Here is an 18,332-nt window from a genome sequence, read left to right as displayed (position 1 = left end):
TGAGAAATTTGGCTTTAAAAGATAATACTTCTAATTAAAGTTAAATGATTACTTATAATTAGATGATTTAGTTAAAACTAAATGCTTCAGGTAAAGTTAAGTGATTTAGGGAATATTATGTTATCCACAAAAGCTCTAATAGTAGTTATGTTTTCAAGTAGTTTTTTACTTGGTAGTAGCGCACTATTACAAGGCTGTCAGGGTATTGAAAAAATTATTAATAATAATAAAAGTCAGCAGCTCTTAGAGAATAAATTAATGGTTAGTACTTCTAACTTAGCCAATTATGATTGGAAACTAAGCGCTGCTAAAGATAAAAACGAACAGCCTTTAGCTGTTTTAGATCGATTAAATGACCAAGTATCAGTAAATTTTAATTTATACAAAGGTCAGCAGCGAATAGGATTTACTGTAGGCTGTAACCGCATGGGTAGCAATTTTTCTTTATCCAAAAATGTGCTAAAACTTGGTAATATTTTTAGTACTGAAATATATTGCCAAGATTTAGATTTAGCGGAGAAGAAATTGAATCAATTGATGGCTACTGAAAGTAAAGTCAGTATCGAACCAAAAGTCAATCAAATTAAAATGAGTCAGCAGTTTGTCACTGGAGAGACGTTGATTTGGGATGGCAGACCTACTGCTGAAGTTAGATATAACCAGCAAGGCGATATTATCTTCTGGGAAGTTTCACATGAGCTTCAGACATGTCCAGCTACTAACCTTAAAAATTGTCTTAAAGTAAGACCCGTTTACTACGATACAAAAGGCTTAAAGCAAAGTGTTGGTGATTGGAATATTTTTGTAGATAAAATTGATGGTTATAAACACGATAGTAGGGTGAATACTATTTTGCGTTTAAAGCGTTTTATAATAGATCCAGTAGACGTAAAAGGTAAACAGTTTGTATATGTTTTGGATAGCATAGCGGAAAGTTTAGTTGCTGAATAAATTATAGCTACTTAATTAATTTTAGCTTCTTAAATGATATTAGCTTATTATTTATTGCTTAGTTCTTGATAAATACTATTTTAGACCAGCTAAGTCTTCTTCAGTTAAACGCCAGCGACCTTTTTTCTTCGAAGCACCTCTACCTCGTAAGGTAGTATTCATCAAAAGCTTGTTCATTGAATGACTTGAATGCGCGTGACAAATAGCGCAAGCCAGCCCATCGGCAGCATCTTGTTGCGGCGTAACATCTAATTTGAGAATACGGCATACCATTTCTTGAACTTGAATCTTATCAGCAGCACCATAACCACAGACAGACTGTTTGATTTGTCGGGCAGTGTATTCAGACACTTCTAAATCTAAAGCTACTAAAGCTGCTATAGCTGCGCCTCTAGCTTGGCCAAGTTTAAGCGCTGAATCAGGGTTTTCAGCCATAAAGACTTGCTCTACAGCTGCGTGAATGGGTTCTTCGCTGTATTTTTGATGATATTGAGTAATCCGGGTTATACCATTGAATATGCGTTTTAGACGTTCTGGCATTTCTTTAGTATCTGTTTTAATGGTACCTGCATCCAGATATCTTAGAGTATCTCCCTTTTGATGAATAATTCCGTAACCGGTCATTCTTGAACCAGGATCAATACCAATAATTATTGCCATAATAAGTTAAATTATCCTACAAGTTATCGAAGTTTTTTTAAAGTACTTAGGTTATGGGTAAAACTTAAGCTAAATACGAGTGCTTTTCATCAACAAAATTCAGTTTATATTTGATAGTATAGCAAGCCGTCCCCATATATCTAATACATATTAAATTTTAGTTAGTTTCAAATTCAAAATAGGACAATATTATTATGGGTCAAGTAGTTGGCTTAGCCATCGTATGGTTTATCATTGAAATGCTACTTTGGTATTTAGTAGCTCAATTTATCAGCGGTTGGTGGGTATTTTTCTGGTTTATCATAGCAGCTGTGATTGGGTTAGGTTTAATACGTCGTAGCATGACTACTTTAAACCCTATGGCGCAACAAATGAAAGCAGGGGGAATGATGAATCCATCGATGCGTCCTCCAGAGAATAAGCTTGTTAAGACGATAGCCATGGCAGTTGGGGGTTTATTATTACTTATACCGGGTATTTTATCTGATATATTGGCATTATTGGTTGTCCTACCTCCTGTGCAAAAGAAATTAAAAGGAATGGCCAATAACTATGTAATGAACAATCAACAAAAGATGATGCAAATGATGGCCAAGCAAATGGGTGGTCAAATGGGCGGTCAAAACCCATTCGGTGGCATGGGTGTTGGCGGCAATCCTTTTGGTACTAAAAATCCATTTGAAAACAAACCAGATGCCAAAAATGCAAATCCATTTGGCAAGGTATTTAAACATAACACCACGGTTGATGGTTCAGCTAAGACTGTGGTTAAAGATGTGAAGAAGTTAAATAAGCCAGCCAATGATGAATAAATTTAGATAATTATAAATTTATATAATTGTTTACTAGTCAAGTTAGTGGACTACAAGGCTGAAGAATAAATAATTAAAAAATAAAACCCTTTTACTGATAGTAAAAGGGTTTTTTTGAAGACTTATAAAAAATAAATATAATATATTTCATAAGCCATTAAAGAATGTAGAACCGAAGTGCCGCTGTAAGATGGTGACCCATGAACCGTGAAGTTCAGGGCGGATGTGTCACTGTTTCTTAAGGTTTCCTGAGTCACTGCAAGCAGTGCAGGCATACACAATAAAACAATAGATAGCACATCCATTTAATGCATTATCGGCTCAGGGAATAACATCCACTGGCAAGCACTTCAGAGTTTGTAAATATTAACCAATTTTTGATTAAGTTGCAAATCTAAAGCGATGTAACATTGTTATATAATTTTACGGTTTGTTAAAAGTATCAATAGTAATCATGGCTATTTTAATTTTTTGTTGGATGGTTCATTGATAGTAATTAGTCATAGTATCTAATTTTAGCCCTTATGCATCATGTGTTTTTAATCTTCCATTATAGTTAAACTGTGTAATGTGATAGACTTATGCAATAAATTTTTTCAATTTGAAAAGTTTAAATTCAATTCAATTTTTATTCATAAATACTATTTTTTTGAAGATATTGTAATAATACTGGAGATAAATTACATGGTAGCAGCAGATAGCAATAAAAAAACCCCACATGTTCTAATGATTTTAGATGGATTTGGATATCGTGAGGACGAGCAGGACAATGCAGTAGCTGCTGCTAATACACCTAATTTAGATAGTATATTAAAAAAATATCCGAATGGTTTAATTTCTGGGTCAGGTGAGGATGTAGGTTTACCTGAGGGTCAGTTTGGTAATTCTGAAGTTGGACATATGAATCTAGGTGCAGGTAGAGTACTGTTTCAATATTCTACTCGTATATCTCGTGATATTAAAAATCGTGACTTTTATAAAAATCCAATTTTATTAGGTGCACTTGAAGCAGCCAAGGAGTCAGATGGTAATATCCATATCATGGGCTTACTGTCAGATGGTGGGGTACATTCTCATCAAGATCATATTGAAGCTATGTGCCATGCAGCGGTCGTTCATGGTGCCAAAGGGGTATATGTACATTGCTTCTTAGATGGTCGTGATACGCCGCCTAAGTCTGCTGACAAATATATTAAACGTCTAAAAGATTATTTGTCCAATCTTAATAGCTACTATGAAAGCAATGTTCAAATAGTTAGTATTATTGGTCGTTATTTTGCTATGGACCGTGATAACCGTTGGGATCGGGTACAAAAAGCTTATGATTTACTTACTTTAGGTAAGTCAGAAAGAATGGCAACTCGAGCAGATGGTGCAGTACAAGCCGCCTATAAATCACGTGAAACTGATGAATTTATTAGCCCGACCAATGTGATTGAACATGGGGAAACGCCTACTACCATTGATGATAATGATGCGGTTATTTTCATGAATTTCCGAGCAGATAGAGCTCGTGAGTTAAGCCAAGCTTTTGTGTTACCTGATCATAAATTTGTTGGATTTGCTAGGAAGAAGCAACCTAAGTTATCCGCATTTGTCATGATGACTCATTATTCAGATGAGTTGGCAGCAGATCCCAAGACTTCAGTTGCTTATGAACCTACGACTTTACACAATACACTTGGTGAGTTCTTGCAAGATCATGATAAAACGCAACTTAGAATCGCTGAAACTGAGAAGTTTGCACACGTGACTTTTTTCTTCAGTGGCGGCAAGGAAGATGAGTTCAAAGGTGAATCACGTATATTAATTCCTTCTCCAGATGTTGATACTTATGATTTAAAGCCTGAAATGAGTGCGCCTGAAGTCACTAATAATTTAGTAGAGGCTATTGAATCTGGTAAATATGATGTGCTAGTAGTGAACTATGCTAATGGTGATATGGTGGGTCATACTGGAAATTTTGAAGCCGCAATTAAAGCGGTTGAAGCTTTAGATGTTGCGGTTGGTAAAGTTGCTGAAGCTATAGAAAAAACCGGTGGTCATATGCTTATAACCGCAGATCATGGCAACTGTGAACAAATGCAGGATTATGAAAGTGGTCAAGTGCATACTCAACATACTACTGAGCATGTTCCCTTAATTTATGTGGGTAATAAAAAGGTTAAAGTTCGTGACGGCGGCAAGTTAAGTGATGTAGCACCAACAATTTTAGAGTTAATGGGTCTTGAGATACCAGATGAGATGACAGGTATTGATTTGTTAGTGGCTGCTGAATAGTTATTGGCAACTATAGTATAGTTATGTTGGTCACATTAATTTCGTTGGTTAATATATTAATAGTAGAGTAAGCGATGAAGTTTGATCATCCTAGTAACTTATTGAATGACCAAGGTGCCTCTAGACTTGATAAGTCTCGATTTACTATGTCAAATAAAATTATATTTAATTACATGATGACAAGTTTAGTTAAGGTCAACCATGTTGCTGGACTGACTATACTTTCTTTAGCTATAGCATTAAGTGGTTGTTCCTCCATGGGGCAATCCCAATTATCAGTTAAGAATGAAAGCAAAGTTAAACCTACCATTTCTCAATCTAGAACATATACTCAGCCTACTTCTGCAGAAGCCAAGAAGCTAACTAGTTTATCTAATAGTGCCTATAGTTCAAATATAGCCAATAGCGCTCAACAATCTGATGAAGTCTGTAACGAAAATTGTGAAGATATTGATGCAGTCCCACAACCTGATCAAGATATCCAAAGTTATGAAGATATAGATTCACAGCCTGCTTATATAGATAATGAAGATGACGATAATGAAGTTGATGATGTAGAGGATGAAAGGTTAGGGGTAGAACATGTTCCACTTAATGCTATATCTCCTCAAACATTACAGGCCTTTGTTGAAGTTGTTGATATTATTCGTCATGATTATGTGCGACCTGTTAATGATGAAATATTATTTCAACAAGCAATAAGTGGTATGTTAGAAAGATTAGACAAGCATGCTGAATATTTAACCCCAGAGGATTATGATAATCTACGTAGTTTTACAGATGGTGAAATAGACCAAGTAGGCCTTTTGGTTAAATATAATCCCTTCTTGCGTGTTTGGGAAGTCACATCAGTGTTAAATCAGTCTTCAGCTAAGCAACAAGGTATTATGGTTGGCGATAGATTGATAAGTGTAAAAAATGTAGCACTAACTGGGGACATGACGGAACAAGATGTACAACAAATGCTATCTGGCATTGCAGGTTCAAAAATTGAAGTGACAATCACCAATTCTCAAGGCGGTGACAGACGAAATATTAGCTTACAACGCAATCTTGTTGCCGATAATAACTTAACGGTCTCAGTCAAAGATAGCATTGCTATTATAAGGTTACCAGTATTCCAAAATGGCTCAAAAGATAAGTTAATTGAAGCCTTGAAGCAAACTGGCGTTGCTATAACTGGAGTAGTGATTGATGTTCGCAATAATCCTGGTGGTGTGTTGTCTTCAGCCATTGATATCGCTAGTTTATTCATTAAAAACAAAGATCTGATTCAGGTGCGTAATCGTACAAATAATGGGCAGATCATAAAGTCTAATGGCACGCCTTATTTAGCAGATTTACCAGTAGTTATTTTACAGAACCGTTATTCAGCTTCTGCATCTGAAGTGCTGGCAAGTAGCTTTAAGAGCAATAATAGGGCAACTATCATGGGTGAACAAAGCTTTGGTAAAGGCACCGTTCAAGAAGTTATCCCGCTTGATTCTGGCGGCGGCATTAAGTTAACGGTAGCTGAATACCGTAGTGCTAAGGGAGAGCACATAGACGGTATAGGAGTAAAGCCTGATATCACTTTATACCATGATGGTTCAGATTGGCAACAACTAGCCGTTAATTTGCTATTGTCTAAAGATAGACCATTGGGTATTAAGTTCGATACTAAATTTGGTAATGATAGAATTTTAAACGACTATTAATACTATGTAAATTTAAACTTTAAACATACAATGATTATCAATAAACATAGACTATTTTAAGCTTCTATTTTTAAGGAGTAATTAAACCGTGACGCATAGCCAAATGAGTTAATTTAACATCACTATCTACACCAACTTTTTCAAATATACGGTATCGATAAGTGTTGACAGTTTTTACACTAACGAACAGTTGATCGGATATTTGTTGTGGACTTTGACAATTGACCACCATCATAGCGACTTGTTTTTCTCTTTCACTCAATCTATCGAAAGGTGACTCTTCCTTGTCGGTTAAAAGCATATCTGCTAACTGTTCAGCTACATCGCTGCTAAAATATTTACTACCTTGATAGACTTTTTTAATCGCTTTTATCATCTCCTCAAGAGGTGTACCTTTTGTAATGTAACCATTAACTCCTGCCTTAAGAAGCATTGAGGGATAAGGTTGAGAAGACACGCTACTGACAGCTAGAATTTTGACTTTATCATCAAATTGTCTCAAGCGTTTTGTAGTTTCTACTCCTCCAATATTTGGCATGTTAACATCAAGAAGTACTACATCTGGAGCTAGCGCCTTAACCATTCTAATTGCGGTTTCACCACTATCAGCTTCTCCAATGACTTCAATATCTGCATCATCAGTAAGCATTCTACTTATGCCCATTCTTACTAAATCATGGTCATCGACCACCAATACTTTAATCATATAATTTTCCTTATCGAACTTATTAAACTTTAATATCGATAAATTTATGTTACTGTAACGTAAAAGAAATGTTTTGAATTGCCAATTTTTCTTAAAGCTACTCCTTTATGAGTATTTAGCACTTAACGCCTCACTTTAATGATGTTAAGATAAATATGAAATAAGCAATTTTTAGTATAGATATGGTTTCAAGAGTTATAAATTAGTACTAATATCTATTAATATTAAGCATCTTTCTTTTAATTTATAATTTTTCACGAACTTAAAAAACAGTATTTAAACATAAAACATTTTTAATAATGAAATATCTGCTGTGTAAGATATTTTTATTAAGTTGCTTATTCACTATGTTGTTATCTATAAAGTTATTAGACTATTTACATCATACCTTTAAATGATCAGATAGTTAATTATTCTTTTAATTCATATTACATGCATTATTTTCGACTCAATTGGGATGACATATGAGCATAAATAAATCTTTCAACAAATCTTTTATCTTCGTTTGCGTCGCATTGGGTCTAGGTACATTAAGTTCCGTTTCTAATGCTGCATTAACTATTGTAGAACCTAGTAAAACTGGAACTTCTAAAATCCAATGGGGAAATGCCGGGGGTTTGTCAGAAGCTCGAAATATCATGTATTCTAATCCCGGTTTTACAAATACCCCATCTACCAATTATTCAACCAATAACTATTCAAGTCCTTCTAGTTATTTGGATAGATTACCTATTAATGCATCATCTCGAGGTGTTATCGTACTTGACGTTGCAACTGGCAAATCACTTTACGAAAAAAATGCAGATATAGCTCGTCCTATTGCCTCAATCAGCAAACTAATGACAGCAATGGTAGTGCTTGATGCTGGTCTTGATATGCGACAAGAAATCAAACTTGAACCCGAAGATTTTGTTGGTCCTAAACGTGCCAGCTCACGCTTAAAGTCTGGCGATCGTATGAATCGTGCTGAACTACTGCTAATGGCTTTGATGAAATCAGAAAACCCTGCTGCTAAATCTCTCGCTAGAAATTATCCAGGTGGCTACGATGCTTTTATACGTGCGATGAATGCTAAAGCTCGTTCTTTAGGCATGAATAGCGCATTTTTTGGTGATCCAACAGGTCTCGATAAGCGTAACGTAGCTTCACCTGCTGATCTGGCTAAAATGGTTCAAGCTGCAGGTCAATATGAAGTAATACGTCGTTTCTCTACTACAAAAGATTATGATTTCTTAGTGGCTAATTTTAGCGATGGTGATCGCACGTATCCAGCTAACAATACCAGTAAGTTAGTTCGTAGCGGCAACTATCCTATTGGCATCTCAAAAACGGGTTTTATTAATGAAGCAGGTCGATGTGTGGTTATGGAAACTCAAGTAAATAATCGCCCTGCTATTATTGTTATACTGGGAGCTGACAGCTCGAATGACCGCTGGAATGATGCCGAAAATATACTTGAAAACTTATCTTTACGTCGTACTATTTAATCATTAGTAATTGTTTGTTATCTATAATAAATAAACTAATTAAATGTAGATTTAATTAATTAATCAATAAATCGTATAAAAAAAAGATTGCACTTAGTGCAATCTTTTTTTTGATCTATTTAAAATCTCTATGCTAACTAGCAAATTTTGAGAGGAGTTTAGGTTTTAGGTAAAAGTAAATAATTTTATGAGGCATGTTGCATGCATAATGAAGCATAAGGAACAGCTTGCAATCTTTTATCTTCAATATCTTCTCCACAAACTGTACACTCACCATAAGTACCGTTCTCAATACGACTTAAGGCATCATTAACATAATTTAAGCTTTGTTTGGCTTCTAACAATAACGTTTTTCGCATTTCATTATCGCGCATAGAAATAGCCTGATCATCCCAGTGCTCATTTAAATCATCTTGAGGGTTATAAATATGATCTTCAATTTTTTCAATGCGATCTTGATATTCTTGTTTTAAGTCTAATAGACGTGCTTGGGCGTCAGAAAAATCTCTACTCATATTATTCTCCATAAATATAATCAATACATTAAGTGTTCTAAACTGCGATTAATTAATAATGAATTTAAAAGCTTAATTATGATATCAATCGTTACTTATGATATTAGGGCATTAGTAGGGATTTTAAAGGTTGAAATTAACTTCTAATCTCATAAATTATTGAAAGTTTAAATCACCTAAATCAATTGTTTTAAGGGCTTACAACTAGTTAAATTTATATCATAATGCCATTAATTTAGGTAAACAGAGTCAAAAATACTTCAAAAAATATGATAAAATTCGTTCAATTATTTTATTTTAAACACCAAAAAAACTAAAGTAAGATCCGTCTTATTTCGATAACAAATTAAGGGCAAATACATGAATTTCGCTAGAATGGAAAACCAAGATTTAACTGCAAAAACTGTCTTAATCCGTGAAGACTTAAACGTGCCCATTCAAAATGGGATAATTTCTAACGATGCTCGTTTGCAGTCAAGTTTGCCTACTATTAAGCTCGCACTTGATAAAGGGGCAGCAGTTCTAGTATGTTCACATTTAGGTCGCCCTATCGAAGGTGAATTTGAAGAAAAGTATTCTATGCAGCCTATTGCTGATTATTTGAGTAAACATTTAGGTCAGACCGTAACGCTAAATAAAGAGTATGCAGAAAAAAAAGTCGATATTAAACCTGGTGAAGTAGTGCTATTAGAAAACGTTCGCTTTAATATTGGCGAAAAGAAAAATAGTGAAGCATTATCACAGCATTACGCTGATCTATGCGATGTGTTTGTAATGGATGCTTTTGGTACAGCGCATAGAGCTCAAGCTTCTACAGAAGGAGTCATTCAAGCTGCCGCTAAAGCTGGTAAGGTTGTTTGTGCAGGTCCTTTATTGGCTGCCGAGTTAGATGCATTAGATAAAGCTTTGCATGCACCTAAAAAGCCATTAGTCGCTATCGTTGGTGGTTCGAAAGTTTCTACCAAACTTGACGTTTTAATAAGTCTTGCAAAAATATGTGATCAAATTATTGTTGGAGGTGGCATTGCAAATACCTTTATTGCTGCCAAAGGCTACTCAGTAGGTGCGTCACTTTATGAAGCAGAGATGATTGATACTGCTAAACAAATTATGTCAAAGACAGAGATTCTATTGCCTAAAAACGTGGTGGTGGCGGATAAAAGTCAAATCAACTTCGACGATTTCATCAACTCTTTACAATCAGCAAAACCTATGGTCAAAAGCATTGATACAGTAGGTGAGAATGATATGATTTTGGATGTCGCTGCTGAAGGATCAGAGCATATTTTTGCTGCAATCAAGAACGCGGCTACTATTTTATGGAATGGTCCAGCAGGGGTATTTGAAGTAGATGCCTTTGCAGAAGGTACACGTTTATTGTCTGAAGCAGTCAAAGACAGTAAAGGTTATTCTATTGCTGGCGGTGGCGATACTTTAGCTGCTATCCATAAATTTAAGGTTGAAAATGGTGTTAGTTATATGTCTACAGGTGGCGGTGCTTTCTTAGAATTTGTAGAAGGTAAGGTATTACCAGCAGTATCAGCTTTAGAAAAATATAGCACTAAATAAAGTAAATAATATTTGAAATGATTAAATTTATTTAGATAGTTCAATATATAAACTAAAGCTAACTTATGTAGTATTCAGTTCTAATTGAACAGTTAATCTCCTAATTTATCAATAAGTTAACTTATTATGATTTGATATTGAGATATATTTCGATATAGTCTTAATATTTAATTTAAGTTTACTTATTTTAGGATTACTTATTGCTACTTGTGTTTTTAATTACTAGCAATTAGAATGCACAAAATCCAAATATTACCTATTGTGAGGAGTTCACATGTTATACCGTAACCTTTTAATTGCTGGTATTGTTACGAGTGTCGTTGCTATCACAGGTTGTAGCAAGAAAACTGAACAAGCTGCTGATGCAGGTAATGTTGAAGCTGCAGCTGAAAGCGCTGGTCAAGATACTGTAGATAATGCTCAAACGGCTGGTGCAGTTGCGACTGGCGCGGCTATAAATGCTGGTGAAGCTATTGCAGATGGTGCTCATTCAGCTGTTGAAGGTACTTCAAACGCTGTTTCAAATGGTTCTGAGGCTGTAGCAGAAGGTACTAATAATGTTGTTGACAATACAGCTGAACACGCTGCAGTTGATGAAGACCAACAATACTAATTCGTACTGTTGATAAATTCGAAGCGTTAATAATATAGCATTAATTATATAGAAGCTGTTTTGATTATTATTCTACTATTATCAATATCAATCAAAGCTCTGATTATTATCGGAGCTTTTTTTATTGCCCTTTTTATTTGCTATAATCAAGTTTACTTTTTTATTAGAGAATTAAAATATTATTATGATAGGACTTATTGAAGGTAGAGTTTGTCATTTATCAGCACCTGTAGCTTGTATCATGACAGCGTCTGGTGTTGGATACGAAGTTGAGTTGCCTTTGCCAGATTTTTGCCAATTACAACTCGATGTCAATGTTGCAGTATGGACTCACCTACATGTCCGTGAAGATGCACAATTGTTATTTGGATTCATTAAGCACCAAGAAAGGGATGTGTTCAGACAACTTATCCGCATTAATGGTGTTGGCGCGAAAATGGCATTAGCAATGATGTCTACTATGTCAGCTTCGGAATTAAAGTATAACGTTGAAAATGATGATGATTTGGCTTTAACTAGGGTGCCGGGCATCGGTAAAAAGACTGCTCAAAGATTATTGATCGAGTTAAAAGGTAAGTTTGACAATATTGATAGCAGTAGTGGTTTATTTGATGAGTATGATGAACCCATTAAAAATATAGCCAGTAGTGAAGCGGTAATTGTGGCAGAAGTTGAATCAGCTTTGGTTAGCTTGGGTTATCGTGATAAAGAAGCTCAAAATGCGATTAAAGCGGCTAGAGCGACAGAATCTGGACAAGCTCTGGTCGATACTCAATCATTGCTGAAACTAACTTTAAAACAGCTTTCAAATTTTTGAAAAATTTAACATCAATTTAAAGATTAAGGTTTAAGTTTATTGAATTAAATCTATTATATTACTAAAAGCGCTTCCAATATCTAGAAGCGCTTTTGAATTATTATCCATTACATAGCTGTTAACAACGAAGTTCAGCTTAGAGCTGATTTAATCAAACGAGTTAGTTTTTCAATAAGTTGATCTGTCTCTTCACGTTTTAGATTTAGTGGCGGCAATAAACGTATTACATGGCTACCCGTAATATTTATAATTAGTTTTTCTTCGTCCCGAGCCTTATCTACTAAATTACTACAGTCTGTTGATTCTGGTAAGACAACACCAATCATCATACCGTGCCCCCGTGTAGTAACCCCATAGTCCTTTAAATCATGGCTTAAAGTGTGTTGGATGTGATTACCCTCAGTTACCGCGTTTTGCATGATGTCTGTATTAGTTAAAATATCATAAACGGTATGTACCACGCGGCTACCTAAAGGTGTGCCGCCATAAGTGGAGCCATGGCTTCCAACTTGTAACAAGTCACGAGCACGACCACTAACCATACAAGCGCCAATAGGGAAACCATTGCCCAAACCTTTGGCTGTAGTTAACACGTCAGGCTTAGCATTACTATGTTGATAAGCAAAATACTTACCAGTACGGCCGTTGCCAGTCTGAACTTCATCAAGCATAAATAACCAGTCTTGTTGGTTACATAAATCCTGAACTTGTTCTAAGTAGTTAAAGCCGTCTTTGGCAGTATTCAATCCACCTTCGCCTTGAATTGGCTCAAGAAAAACAGCGGTAATCTCATTATTTTCTAGTGCTGCAAGTTTAATAGCCTCAATATCGCCAAACGGCACACGAATAAAATCTGAATCAAGAGTAAAGAAGCCTTCGCGAGCTTTAGGATTGGCCGTAGCACTAACAGTCAACAAAGTACGTCCATGGAAGGACTTTTCCATAACAATTACTTTAGGTTTTTTAAAACCTTTTTTATATCCATATAGACGAGCCATTTTTAAAGCTGCTTCATTGGCCTCAGCGCCACTATTTGCAAAAAAAACACTGACCATGCCAGCAGCAGTGCACAAGGAATGCGCTGCTTTTTGTTGCCACTCAATGTGGAATAAGTTACTGGTGTGGACTAAAGTAGCGGCTTGGTCTTGAATAGCTTCAGTTACACTAGGATGACAATGACCTAAGCCACACACTGCAATACCAGTTAAGGCGTCTAGGTAAGCTGTATTGTCAGCGGTATAAAGCCAACTGCCTTGTCCACGAGTAAAGCTTATGGGTTGAGGGCTATAGGTTGGCATAATATAGGAATGCGTTGCTGACATAATGAATCCTTACACAATTGGTATTAAGTTATGGTTATATTTTTAGATCAACAAATTTTAGTATTTGTTAGTATCAATGAATTAAAATAGCTTATATTTTTAAAACTCGCAATCAATGATTAAAATCATCAGAAAAAGGCGACTCTTCAGCGGCTACACGATATTCTTCATTAGCCCAAGCACCTAAATCGATTAACTTGCAGCGATCACAACAAAAAGGTTTGTAAGGGTTGTTCTGCCAGACAGTAGGCTTATGGCAGGTAGGACAGGGATATTTTTTTTGAGTTGAAATAATGTTAGATATATCGGCAGAGTCGGTCATATTTAAAGTCTTAGAGTAGGGAATTTGCTAAGTTGGATTAAGGTTACAGTTCACCATGTTTAATTATCATAGAATACTTAATTAGACGAATTTCATAAATTAAGTTAGCTAAAATAGTCAATATATTTTGATAGAATGTGGTTTTTTATTAAAGATAAATGAATTTTGATTATAGCATGTGCGATTTTACATTAATGGTAATTACTCAAACATATCTTTATCGAATTTTAGCTAAATAAATTAATATCTTATGAATTCTATGCTGTAGTCTTAGGTTTCGATTATTCAAAGATGATAATATAGGGATGATTTTGATAACTATTTCATCCTGATTAAGGGGCATACAAATTACAATGTCAGCGTCGAATCCATCGTCCTCTAAATTGACTCTAAGTCACAATAAGAAAAGGCTATTTAAGCCTGAAAAACTTACTGCACCTAGAAATTTTACAATTCCAAATTTCGTCTCTAACAGACTCAAAACTGATGCAGTAGTTAAACCGGCTACTATCAATAATGTTAATCATGCTATTAAATTAGATGACTATAGTCGACCTTTAATAGTAGAGATTGGGGCAGGAAAGGGGATGCACGCCTGCCTCTATGCCAAAAAATACCCTAAGCATGATTTGATAGCTATTGAACGTACTGAAAATAAATTTAGCGCTTTTAGCAATATGATGCAGTCTGTAAATAATGAGGTGGCTAGACTTGATAACCTTGTGGCAGTTCATGCTGATGCTATACCTTATTGTGTCTATGCTATACCAGCTCAAAGCGTATCCGTATTCTATTTATTATACCCGAATCCAGAACCAAAAAATTCCAATCAGCAGTGGTTAAATATGCCATTTTTCGAATTTTTATTATCACGATTAAAGCCAAATGGTAAAGTGATCTTAGCCAGCAATATTAATGAGTATGTGGATAATGGTAAAGTGATCTTAGCCAGCAATATTAATGAGTATGTGGATAATGCTTATCATCAATCTATTGATACGTGGTGTTTAAAAACCAAGCGAGCTGAGGTTCCGTTAGAGAGTAAACGTACTCATTTTGAGATTAAGTATTTAGCTCGAGGTGAGACATGTTGGCAACTAGATATGATTAAGCCAGCTAAATACCATACTCGTTTTGACACTTGGAACTCATCATTTATACTTGAAAATGTCGACAATAATACATAAGAGTTAACCTAGCATTAAAGGCCATTTTGTATTTTATAAAATTTGAACGTTAAGTTTAAGGCGCATGGCTATTGATAGTATTAATAGGAACAAATTTACTAATAGTTTCATAAGTATTCGTTTTTGCATTTAATACGGTTAAGAAAGTATAGGCACCTATGAACTTACGACTGATAAACATAAACTCTTTTGGTGGTAAACTAAATTCTCGTGATTGCATTGCACTGCCTGAACTTTCCATTAATCGTTTGTGCAAATTACTATTGGCCCAATGATAATTTCCCTCCGAATCAATATATTGACTGGCTTTGTTTTGTGGCAAATTAGGATCTCTAAACGGTTCAGTAGCCAGTAGGAAAACATCGGCCATATTAGCCTTAACTTCGATACTCATATTGTCAAAAAACTCATAGCCTTGCATGGCGTTTATCATTTGCTGTTTGTCGTAAATAAAACCAGCTAACATTAAATTACGGGCTATTTTTAATAAATGATCATCAAACTGACGCATTGCACCAAAATCTAATAAAATTAGCTTGTCTTTTCCATCTGGTTTATCAGCTGGTTGAGATTTAATTAAGTAATTACCGAAGTTTGGGTCAGTTTGCATCTCACCCCATACAAATATTTCATTTAACATGATATCAATGGCGGCTTTACCTAAGCTATCACGGCGACTTTGTGGCAATTCTTTAAGGTTAGCGTTGGTAACGGGCACGCCTTCTTCAAAGCTCAAACATAATAATCTATCAGTTGAATAAGTTTCTATCACTTCAGGAACTATATAGCGTTCATCGTCTTTTAAACGTTCATAAAAGCGCATAGTGGTATTAGCTTCAGCAATATAATCTACTTCGACCTTAAGTAAGTCACTGATTTCATTAAACCAGTCATCTAATGCTTTGGTTTGTGGAACTGCATTGGTAACTCTTAATAAATGCTTGAACAAACTCAAATCTGAGTCAATGGCATCTGCCACGCCAGGGTATTGAACTTTTAATACAACTTGCTGACCAGTGGACTTAATGGTTGCTCTATGCACCTGTGCCAATGAAGCTGTTCCAATAGGGGTTGATGAAACCACCAAATCTTGTAAACGCTCTCCTAACTGTTGACGAAGCGCATTTTCAACTACAGGCCAAGATAAGCTCGCTGTACTATCATTTAACCGATGTAAGGCTTCAGTAATCTCTGGATGTAAAAAGTGCTCCCCATATAAGGCTAACATTTGACCAATTTTAACCACAGAACCTTTAAGTTTACCTAGTTCATCCGCTAAATAGGCCGCTTGCTCTTTCATAAAGACTTGATTTCTGGAAGCTTTTTCTTCTTTACTCAAAAACAGACCACTAAAACTGTTGCCAGCCCAACGTCTTCCTAAATTTAAAGAAGTCTTGGCAATAGACAGACGTCTGTCCAATGGTGAAGTTTTAAGTTCATTCATTTCATTGGATAAACGACTCTGGGGTAAGTCAGAATTTGGAGGTATGGAAGAAGATGAATTTGACATGATTTAACCATATTGAAAGATAATGCTACTTATTGGCTTTGGGGCCTCAACTAGCAGTGAATAAATAGGATTTGCACGGATATTTGGTTTCAAATATTAGTTGGTAATTATCTTTGTCCGTGGCAATTAATACTACATAGTGTATCTAATCCATAGAGTATCATTGTTAACAAATGATTGTTAACAAATGATTGTTAACAAACGACTAAAGTAAGAACTATAAGTCTATACTTTTAGTATAAAAATGATAAAAAGCCGTTTTTTATAATATAAGCTATGAACAACTAAAATTATTGATTAACAAGTATATCAATGGGGCTTATTAGCATTAAAACAATAGCTATTTAAAGCCCCATGTCTTATATCATTCAAGAATATATCACATTTAATATATTGGAGTATGTGCTAGTAATTCTTCTACAAAGGTTAAAGAGGTATTAGCCGCGATTAAATGCTCTGTAACCAATATCACGGCGATAATGAGCACCATCAAACTGAATGAATGCTATGGTTTTTAACGCATCTTGTTGGGCTTTAGCAAGGGTATCTCCTAAAGCAGTTACGCATAAAACACGGCCTCCATTAGTAACCACATGATCATCTTCGTATGTAGTGCCAGCATGGAATACTTTAATAGTCTCGTTACTATCAATTGCTGGTAGACCAGTAATTATGTCACCCTTAGATGAGCTTTCTGGATAGCCTTTAGAGGCCAAAACAATACCTAATGCCGCTCGCTCATCCCATTCAGCAGCTTGAGGTAATTTACCAGTAATTCCTTGTTGAATAAGTTTTACCAATGAGCTTTTTAGACGCATCATAATAGGCTGTGTTTCAGGATCACCAAAACGACAGTTAAATTCAATGACGTAAGGATCGTTTTTGTCATCGATCATTAATCCGGCGTACAAAAAACCCGTGTAAGGATGACCGGCATCTTTCATGGCAGTAACCACCGGTTGAATCACTTGATTAATAACCTTTTTATGAACCTCTTCTGTGACAACCGGTGCTGGCGAGTAGGCACCCATACCACCTGTGTTAGGACCAGTATCACCTTCACCAACACGTTTGTGGTCTTGGCTAGTGGCCATAGGTAGTATATTTTCACCATCAATCATACAAATAAAGCTGGCCTCTTCACCTTGTAAAAACTGCTCAATAACCACTCGGCTACCGGCTTCGCCAAACTTATTGTCACCAAGCATATCCTCAATAGCACCATGAGCTTGTTCAATCGTTTCTGCAACAATAACCCCTTTACCAGCCGCTAAACCATCTGCTTTCACCACAATTGGGGCACCGAACTCATTCACATAAGCTTTAGCGTCATCAATGTCGGTAAACGCTTCATATTTGGCAGTAGGTATATTATTGGCCTGCATGAATTCTTTGGCAAAAGTTTTTGAACCTTCAAGCTGAGCACAATATTGAGTTGGACCCCAAGTAGCAATATTAGCTTCTCTACAGTCGTCAACTAAGCCGGCTACTAAAGGCGCTTCTGGACCAACGACGATTAGCTCAACTTTTTGCTGATTACAAAATAAGATAACGGCTTTGTGATCTGTGGTATCAAGGTCAATATTTTCACATTTTGGTTCAAGCTTGGTACCGGCATTGCCATTGGCGACATAAACGGTTTCAACGTCTTCATCTTTAGCACATTGCCAAGCTAAGGCATGCTCACGACCACCTGAACCAATAATTAAAATATTCATAGATATCCTTGTTAATTTTATGAGATATGTTGCTTGTTGAAAAACATATTAAATAACATGCCATTAAATATGGTCGAAAAAATGACCTATATAAAAAATAGTGACCAATATAAATAGTGACCAATATAAATAGTGACCAATATAAATAGTTATCTATATAAATAGT

Annotated in this window: 16 protein-coding genes and 1 other RNA gene; 9 read left to right on the top strand and 8 right to left on the bottom strand. The window is 35.6% G+C overall.

Annotated features, from left to right (window positions below):
- The first annotated feature begins 117 nt into the window (after positions 1 to 117).
- On the top strand, positions 118 to 951 hold the full coding sequence (locus tag QZ265_RS03730; protein ID WP_296403541.1) for an META domain-containing protein: 834 nt from the start codon (positions 118 to 120) through the stop codon (positions 949 to 951).
- Positions 952 to 1,026: 75 nt separating this feature from the next.
- Here QZ265_RS03730 and ruvC read toward each other — a convergent pair whose 3' ends face one another.
- Positions 1,027 to 1,611, bottom strand: coding sequence for a crossover junction endodeoxyribonuclease RuvC (ruvC, locus tag QZ265_RS03725; protein WP_296403538.1), 585 nt, complete (start codon positions 1,609 to 1,611; stop codon positions 1,027 to 1,029).
- Between the two features lie 194 nt (positions 1,612 to 1,805).
- Here ruvC and QZ265_RS03720 point away from each other — a divergent pair, with 194 nt between their 5' ends.
- Positions 1,806 to 2,423, top strand: a complete 618-nt coding sequence (locus tag QZ265_RS03720; RefSeq protein ID WP_296403536.1) for an FxsA family protein — start codon at positions 1,806 to 1,808, stop codon at positions 2,421 to 2,423.
- Between the two features lie 168 nt (positions 2,424 to 2,591).
- On the opposite strand, the gene ssrS is transcribed toward QZ265_RS03720, so the two are convergent.
- Positions 2,592 to 2,783: non-coding RNA, 6S RNA (gene ssrS, locus QZ265_RS03715), on the bottom strand.
- Between the two features lie 324 nt (positions 2,784 to 3,107).
- Between ssrS and gpmI the strand changes: the two genes are divergently transcribed.
- Positions 3,108 to 4,703: a 2,3-bisphosphoglycerate-independent phosphoglycerate mutase gene (gpmI, locus tag QZ265_RS03710; protein ID WP_296403534.1), complete on the top strand. Its 1,596-nt coding sequence runs from the start codon at positions 3,108 to 3,110 to the stop codon at positions 4,701 to 4,703.
- 74 nt (positions 4,704 to 4,777) lie between these two features.
- The gene (locus QZ265_RS03705; RefSeq protein WP_296403532.1) at positions 4,778 to 6,400 is read left to right on the top strand and encodes a S41 family peptidase; all 1,623 of its coding nucleotides are present in this window, start codon (positions 4,778 to 4,780) and stop codon (positions 6,398 to 6,400) included.
- A gap of 70 nt (positions 6,401 to 6,470) precedes the next feature.
- Here QZ265_RS03705 and QZ265_RS03700 read toward each other — a convergent pair whose 3' ends face one another.
- On the bottom strand, positions 6,471 to 7,106 hold the full coding sequence (locus QZ265_RS03700; protein ID WP_296403530.1) for a response regulator: 636 nt from the start codon (positions 7,104 to 7,106) through the stop codon (positions 6,471 to 6,473).
- Positions 7,107 to 7,570: 464 nt separating this feature from the next.
- Here QZ265_RS03700 and QZ265_RS03695 point away from each other — a divergent pair, with 464 nt between their 5' ends.
- Entirely contained in the window at positions 7,571 to 8,593 is a 1,023-nt protein-coding gene (locus QZ265_RS03695) for a serine hydrolase (protein ID WP_296403528.1), read from the top strand.
- Positions 8,594 to 8,778: 185 nt separating this feature from the next.
- On the opposite strand, the gene QZ265_RS03690 is transcribed toward QZ265_RS03695, so the two are convergent.
- Positions 8,779 to 9,108: a TraR/DksA C4-type zinc finger protein gene (locus QZ265_RS03690; RefSeq protein ID WP_296403526.1), complete on the bottom strand. Its 330-nt coding sequence runs from the start codon at positions 9,106 to 9,108 to the stop codon at positions 8,779 to 8,781.
- Positions 9,109 to 9,468: 360 nt separating this feature from the next.
- On the opposite strand from QZ265_RS03690, the gene QZ265_RS03685 reads away from it, so the two are divergent.
- The 3 genes from QZ265_RS03685 (at position 9,469) to ruvA (ending at position 12,107) form a co-directional block, all read left to right on the top strand.
- Positions 9,469 to 10,677 carry a phosphoglycerate kinase gene (locus QZ265_RS03685; protein ID WP_296403525.1) on the top strand — a complete coding sequence of 403 codons (1,209 nt, stop codon included), beginning with the start codon at positions 9,469 to 9,471 and terminating at the stop codon, positions 10,675 to 10,677.
- A 274-nt stretch (positions 10,678 to 10,951) separates the two neighbouring features.
- Entirely contained in the window at positions 10,952 to 11,290 is a 339-nt protein-coding gene (locus QZ265_RS03680) for a hypothetical protein (protein ID WP_296403523.1), read from the top strand.
- Between the two features lie 184 nt (positions 11,291 to 11,474).
- Positions 11,475 to 12,107, top strand: coding sequence for a Holliday junction branch migration protein RuvA (ruvA, locus tag QZ265_RS03675; RefSeq protein WP_296403521.1), 633 nt, complete (start codon positions 11,475 to 11,477; stop codon positions 12,105 to 12,107).
- Between the two features lie 131 nt (positions 12,108 to 12,238).
- Here ruvA and QZ265_RS03670 read toward each other — a convergent pair whose 3' ends face one another.
- Both QZ265_RS03670 and QZ265_RS03665 read right to left on the bottom strand, forming a co-directional pair.
- Complete coding sequence (locus QZ265_RS03670; protein ID WP_296403519.1) at positions 12,239 to 13,429, bottom strand: aspartate aminotransferase family protein; 1,191 nt, start codon at positions 13,427 to 13,429, stop codon at positions 12,239 to 12,241.
- 112 nt (positions 13,430 to 13,541) lie between these two features.
- The gene (locus tag QZ265_RS03665; RefSeq protein ID WP_296403517.1) at positions 13,542 to 13,751 is read right to left on the bottom strand and encodes a DNA gyrase inhibitor YacG; all 210 of its coding nucleotides are present in this window, start codon (positions 13,749 to 13,751) and stop codon (positions 13,542 to 13,544) included.
- 353 nt (positions 13,752 to 14,104) lie between these two features.
- Between QZ265_RS03665 and QZ265_RS03660 the strand changes: the two genes are divergently transcribed.
- Complete coding sequence (locus QZ265_RS03660) at positions 14,105 to 14,938, top strand: methyltransferase (protein WP_296403515.1); 834 nt, start codon at positions 14,105 to 14,107, stop codon at positions 14,936 to 14,938.
- Between the two features lie 55 nt (positions 14,939 to 14,993).
- On the opposite strand, the gene QZ265_RS03655 is transcribed toward QZ265_RS03660, so the two are convergent.
- Positions 14,994 to 16,448 carry an AarF/ABC1/UbiB kinase family protein gene (locus tag QZ265_RS03655; protein WP_296403513.1) on the bottom strand — a complete coding sequence of 485 codons (1,455 nt, stop codon included), beginning with the start codon at positions 16,446 to 16,448 and terminating at the stop codon, positions 14,994 to 14,996.
- A 437-nt stretch (positions 16,449 to 16,885) separates the two neighbouring features.
- Positions 16,886 to 18,166 carry a phosphoribosylamine--glycine ligase gene (purD, locus tag QZ265_RS03650; protein ID WP_296403511.1) on the bottom strand — a complete coding sequence of 427 codons (1,281 nt, stop codon included), beginning with the start codon at positions 18,164 to 18,166 and terminating at the stop codon, positions 16,886 to 16,888.
- Positions 18,167 to 18,332: the final 166 nt, after the last annotated feature.

The organism is Psychrobacter sp. (genome assembly GCF_018260395.1).
In the GTDB taxonomy this organism is placed as follows: domain Bacteria; phylum Pseudomonadota; class Gammaproteobacteria; order Pseudomonadales; family Moraxellaceae; genus Psychrobacter.
Note: the sequence above shows the minus strand (reverse complement) of the source record. Positions and strands in the feature narration are given on the sequence as shown.